1 pseudogene is annotated in these 414 nt (G+C 51.7%); it reads right to left on the bottom strand.

Features of this window, described 5'->3' with window-relative positions:
- Nucleotides 1-414, bottom strand: a pseudogene (locus FDX22_RS00375) (bifunctional acetaldehyde-CoA/alcohol dehydrogenase); the annotation flags it as partial.

Here is a 414-nt window from a genome sequence, read left to right as displayed (position 1 = left end):
AGAGATGGAGTTACCACCCCAGGAACCACAACCCAGAGTCAGGGAAGGTGCGAGCTTAAAGTTGTACAGGTCGCCGATACCACCCTGTGAAGCCGGGGTGTTAATCAGGATACGCGCAGTTTTCATCATCTGACCGAAGTAAGCAACGCGTTCTGGTTGGTTGTCCTGGTCAGTGTACAGGCAAGAAGTGTGGCCGATACCACCCATCGCAACCAGTTTCTCTGCTTTGTCTACCGCATCTTCGAAATCTTTCGCACGGTACATCGCCAGCGTCGGGGACAGTTTTTCGTGAGCAAACGGCTCGCTTTCATCAACAACTTTCACTTCACCGATCAGGATCTTAGTTGTTTCCGGAACCGAGAAGCCTGCCAGTTCAGCAATTTTATATGCCGGCTGACCAACGATAGCGGCGTT

This window comes from Citrobacter sp. TBCS-14, assembly GCF_005280805.1.
In the GTDB taxonomy this organism is placed as follows: domain Bacteria; phylum Pseudomonadota; class Gammaproteobacteria; order Enterobacterales; family Enterobacteriaceae; genus Citrobacter; species Citrobacter gillenii.
The sequence above is the reverse complement of the archived record's forward strand: the minus strand, read 5'-3'. Positions and strand labels throughout refer to the sequence as shown.